Origin of the sequence: Tunicatimonas sp., assembly GCF_049647865.1 — a bacterium.
Classification (GTDB): Bacteria; Bacteroidota; Bacteroidia; order Cytophagales; family Cyclobacteriaceae; genus Tunicatimonas.
Window position 1 is genome coordinate 1 of sequence record NZ_JBARYM010000224.1, and the last position, 5,187, is coordinate 5,187.

The 5,187-nt window shown below is 41.6% G+C and carries 4 protein-coding genes and 1 pseudogene; 1 reads left to right on the forward strand and 4 read right to left on the reverse strand.

Annotated features, from left to right (window positions below; all coding sequences use genetic code 11):
• From WBA23_RS06990 to WBA23_RS07005, 4 genes and pseudogenes are all read right to left on the reverse strand, one after another.
• Positions 1 to 512: penicillin acylase family protein (locus WBA23_RS06990; protein ID WP_424581542.1), on the reverse strand; the 512-nt coding region annotated here is incomplete at its 3' end.
• A 591-nt stretch (positions 513 to 1,103) separates the two neighbouring features.
• The gene (locus tag WBA23_RS06995; protein WP_424581546.1) at positions 1,104 to 1,970 is read right to left on the reverse strand and encodes a catalase-related domain-containing protein; all 867 of its coding nucleotides are present in this window, start codon (positions 1,968 to 1,970) and stop codon (positions 1,104 to 1,106) included.
• A 39-nt stretch (positions 1,971 to 2,009) separates the two neighbouring features.
• Positions 2,010 to 3,248: pseudogene (locus WBA23_RS07000) on the reverse strand (catalase); the annotation flags it as partial.
• A gap of 402 nt (positions 3,249 to 3,650) precedes the next feature.
• Positions 3,651 to 4,055 carry a response regulator gene (locus tag WBA23_RS07005; protein ID WP_424581543.1) on the reverse strand — a complete coding sequence of 135 codons (405 nt, stop codon included), beginning with the start codon at positions 4,053 to 4,055 and terminating at the stop codon, positions 3,651 to 3,653.
• Positions 4,056 to 4,895: 840 nt separating this feature from the next.
• On the opposite strand from WBA23_RS07005, the gene WBA23_RS07010 reads away from it, so the two are divergent.
• Positions 4,896 to 5,187: hypothetical protein (locus WBA23_RS07010; RefSeq protein ID WP_424581544.1), on the forward strand; the 292-nt coding region annotated here is incomplete at its 3' end.

Here is a 5,187-nt window from a genome sequence, read left to right on the forward strand (position 1 = left end):
ACCCGCTCGATGTCACCCCCAATGGAGCCTTCACTGAAGTACATGGGCATCCAGGGTTCGAACCGAGACAGTAATAGAGGTTGTACTTCGGGGTGAGTGTGTAAGTAATAATTAACACCATCTGCCCAGGCATCACACAAGGTCTTGAGCCACGCTGGGCTATTTTCGTAGTGAGCAATGGCTTCGTCTTGGGTCATAAATAGCTTAGCCCGCAAATCGCTGTATAATGCACTTTCGCCATCTACCTCCGCTAAGCGTCCGGTAGCCCAAATGTAGTTCTGTTCAACCCGAGAAAAATCGTCTTCGCACTGGGCGTATAGTAAACCAAAAACGGCATCGGCATCTGTCTTTCCGTATATATGAGGGACGCCGAAATCATCGCGATGAATTGTGACGTTCTCGGCTTGCGTTTGCCAACGGGTAAGTTCGGGAGGTGCTTGGGAAGTGGTTCGACAGCCAAAGAGGCTTCCAATAAGTAGTAGTGTGGCATTAAATAAGTATCGGTTAATCATGTGCAACGTAGTAGAGTATAAAAAGAATAAGCGAGTATGGCGTATTTTCTTCGAATACCAAACTATGCTGATTAATTTATTATTCAACTTCAATGATTATAAAAGTGGCGGAATAGCTGTATTTAAGCCTATATTAATGACAATTGACTTGGTTCTATAAGAAGACAATGCCTTAGTGATCGGCAGCGATACGGTATCTTCTTCTTACAGCAACCGGCCTACTATCACATCATTTGGTTGATAACTAATGTAATGGCCATATTCCTTGAACGAATTAGGGACAGATAAAAAGAAATAGGTTGAATTGGTTCGGACGAATCATCGGAGAATCGCTTTGAGACACTTTCACGGCTACTTTCATCATAAAAAAACATGAAAAGTTGTCCGTAAGATTGCGTTGTCTTATTCAATTTGTTTACTGTCTTTTGTCTGGTTTATATAGTAGAATGAATACAAATGATGAAGAAGAAGATTCGCTACCCCTTATTACTTATATAATGTCACCCTTAAAAGCAATAGTCACCATGGGTTTACTCTGCCACTATTGAAACGCGCTCCTACCCGTACCGAGTCCTTCCATTCTATAGGCCCTTAGGCAGGTACCATCTCAGCTATTTCCATTCGCTTCCAATTGCGGTGCTGGGCAATAGTCTTTTTGATAACTGCTACCTTTTCGTTGATCAACACGGCCTGATCTTCTTTATGATGTTGAATATATGTGCCGTCAATGAGATCCTCCCCTTCGTTATCAGCGATGATGGCTTTGCAATGTTTGAAGGCTTCGTTTAGAAATTTGGTAAACTTAGCTTCCTTTTGAAGCGCTTTAATAGATTTTGATCCACCCGGAATATATACTGCATCAAAGAGCACACTTTCTGTCGTAGCGATAGCCGCACCTACGGAATGCTTCATGTTCTGATCACAGGTAACCGTACCCCCGTGCGGGGCAATTAACACCAGCGTAGCCCCTTCTTTCTCCAGTTTCTGCACGTTCTCATAGTCCTTCATGCGGAAACCGTCCGCTACCAGTACCGCTATTTTCCGCGCAGCGATGCTTTCAAACTTGGTGTTGGCCTGGCTCAACGCAGGTGATTTATCCAGATAGTTTTTCTTTTTACCGGGCTGATGCTCTTTTACCTTAGCATCGGCCCCAATAGCTTGATTAATGGGTTTTTCAATACTACTAGGTACGCTCATGCCTAAATCCTCAGCTACTTTCTTTGCCAAATCCTGATCAATCTGAGCAATTAACCATAGCATTCGTTCTTTAATAGGGTCATGGTTACACTTCCCTAACTCAAAAGCGTAAGCATTGGCCACGTGCGATTTCTCCCAATCGGCTAAACTTCGGTAAAACAAGGCCGGCTGGGAGAAGTGATCGCTAAAACTTTCGCTTCGTCCTCTTATTTTTTTAGCATCAATACGCTCTTCGTATGAATGGAAGGCCCCTTCGGCCATCTTACTTAGATGTGGGCACCCTCCCCCGAGTGTGTTGGGGAAATAAGCGGTTTGGCCGGTTGGTATAATCATCTGCATGTGCGCGTCCCGCAAATTATTGTGACTTTCTACCACTGGCCGATTAATCGGAATTTGATGGAAATTAGGACTACCTAGCCGTGATAGTTGGGTATCGCGATACGAGAACAGGCGACCTTGCAACAGTGGATCATTCGTAAAGTCTAACCCGGGTACAATATGGCCCGGTAGAAAGGCTACTTGCTCAGTTTCAGCGAAGAAGTTATCCGGATTACGATTCAGCGTCATCTTCCCTACTATGTGCACGGGTACCAGCTCTTCAGGAATTAATTTGGTAGGATCTAGCAGATCAAATTCAAATTTGTGTTCGTCTTTCTCAGGGATAATTTGTAACCCCAGTTCCCATTCCGGATACTGGCCTGCATCAATAGCATCCCACAAATCTCGGCGGTGGAAATCAGCATCCGCTCCACTTATTTTGACAGCTTCGTCCCAGGTTACGGAGTGCACCCCTAGCGTTGGCTTCCAGTGAAATTTCACAAAATGAGCTTCCCCCTTTTTGTTAATCATCCGAAACGTATGAATACCAAAGCCTTCCATCATCCGATAACTGCGAGGAATGCCCCGGTCACTCATCACCCAAATATGATTATGCAACGTCTCGGTCGTGAGCGAAACGAAGTCATAAAAAGTGTCGTGCGCTTAGGCAGCCTGTGGTATTTCATTATTAGGTTCTGGTTTGACCGAGTGGATCAAATCCGGAAATTTCATAGCATCTTGAATGAAGAAGATAGGCATATTATTACCTACCAAATCCCAGGTTCCTTCTTCGGTGTAAAACTTGACAGCGAATCCGCGTACATCGCGCGCCAAGTCAGTTGACCCTTTAGATCCGGCTACTGTAGAAAACCGAACAAAAACCGGAGTTTTCCTTTTCGTATCGTTAAAGATTCCTGCTTTCGTATACTTCGGAATAGGTTCGTATAGTTCAAATACACCGTGCGCCCCACTTCCTCGAGCATGTACGATCCGCTCAGGAATTCGCTCATGATCAAAATGCGATATCTTTTCGCGTAGCAAAAAGTCTTCTAATAACGTAGAACCACGCTCCCCACTCTTAAGTGAATTGTTAGTGTCATTAACTTTCAGTCCCTGGTTAGTAGTTAAGGGCTGATTATCATACTCTTTCTTATGTTGAGATAGTTGTTCTTGCTTTTTAGACCCTTTTTCTTTTGAGTTTTTTTTGTGCTGCTTAGCCATAGTGTTGTATAGTTTTAGGTAAAAAAATTGGCTTCTCTTAGGTAACCTACTAGGCACGAAATAGTTGTTCCATAGGCTATCTTTCCCAAATGATTCCCTATGGGATGGGGCTACCCTGCCATGAGCAGATGGGCTGATCAAGATTGTTTCAAACCTTTGTAGCGATTATCCCACCCTCTTTAATAACGAAGCCGGTCTGGGAAGAAGCAGCTATAGAAAATAGCAATAGCATCAGTGATAAAGCAATTTCTTTTATAGAGGTGAAAGTAGTTGTGCTTTGATAGAATTTAGACGTAACATAATCTAACATCACTATTCTATAAGTATTTTATCTGAGCGATCGTTGGGCTATATGCTACGAATCGTGTGTTCGTTATTTCACTTGGTAGATTTAGGTCCTGGTTATTCCCCCAGGTCGAGCCCGTATTTCCGTAAAGATTCAATATTTTCCGAAGTAAAAGGCTTGGTAATGTAGTCGTGTATCATCGTGTATCGTAGTGCCCGAGTTTGGTCATGCGGTAGAATGGAAGATGAAAGCACAACCACGGGCAGTAATAGAGGTAGCTTTTCTAGAAAATCCAGCAGCTTCCAACCGGGTTCGTTGGGGTAATGCAATTCCATCAGTACAAGCTGAGGGCGAGCTATGTCCTCAATAAGCAAGGGGTGTATTACTTTCGATGGGCTGTTAAAAAACCGGATCGTCACGTGTGGGGCATACCGATTCATGATCTTTTTTAGTATAAACTGATCTACGGCGTTCGAATCTATACAATAGATATCAGCCGTGTTGCAATGGCAATCGTTCATTCGTGATAATTGGGGTAGTGAAGCAAACTGGCTGATCTAGTTTCATAGGACTTCTTCTTTAAGCTGTTTGATTATGATCAAAATCACTTTAAGGCGGCTACCACATACGTGAAAGATCCTAAAATAGGTAGGCCTAGCGCAAGTAGTCCCGCAAAGAGTCCCATATGTCCTGCTAGGATACCTAATACATACAATGACTAAGAAATAGCTTTATATCGTAATTCAGTAGATAGCATGGTTTCATAGTCAATTAATTGATACGCTTCGGTCCCCTATTCTTCTTTTTTCGAGAGCAAATAGAAAATGGGAAAATAGAGCGTCATCGCACTTAATGCTATACTTAAAAGCATTAGTTTCTATATGTGTAGTCGTGAGTGCTGCGCGAAGGTGAGGTTAAAATCTTTGCAGCAATAGTCTTTATACCTTCCTTTGTTGAGTATTTTTAAACTATTATTTAACAATTCAGTTTAAAATATAGAACAATTTTGACATTTTGTAGTATGAGTCTTAAACAAAATAGTAGAATCATTCGTAACTATTCTTATTTTTCTACAGAGTTTGCTTAATTCTTTATTTTTATTGATTCAATATGTTATTGCTACCTGAATTTGTCTTCAACAGTAGTTGTTTATTACGTGAGCTTTTAATGCTATCAACCACTACTTAAATGATATTTTTAGGGACATTCAATGCTTGGATGATAGATATAATTATGCTTCAATTTAGTGTCATATGCTCATTTTTAGCTTTTCCGGGCATATGTTTATCACGATATGTAAACATATTGTTTACAAAAATAAACATATTGTTTACAGTTACAAATCCGTCCTACAGTAAATCATGAGCCGAGAGGGAATTACGGGTAGATTTATTAAGGTCCATCACTATTTGGTAGAAAATGGGCTGGTTAAAAATCAGCGAGACTTTGCTACAGAACTTGATGCCCACACACAAAGTATTAGTGCTATTTTTAACGGTAAGCGTTCGGTCACGTTAGATCATTTGGCTCACTTATTCAGGGTGGATGGAGTTAGCCCCTACTCTGTTTTTCTTAATAAAGGTCCTATAATAATTAGAGACATTGCTGCCCAGCTAAATAAGGATCAACTTCCTGACGGGGAAGCATTTAGTC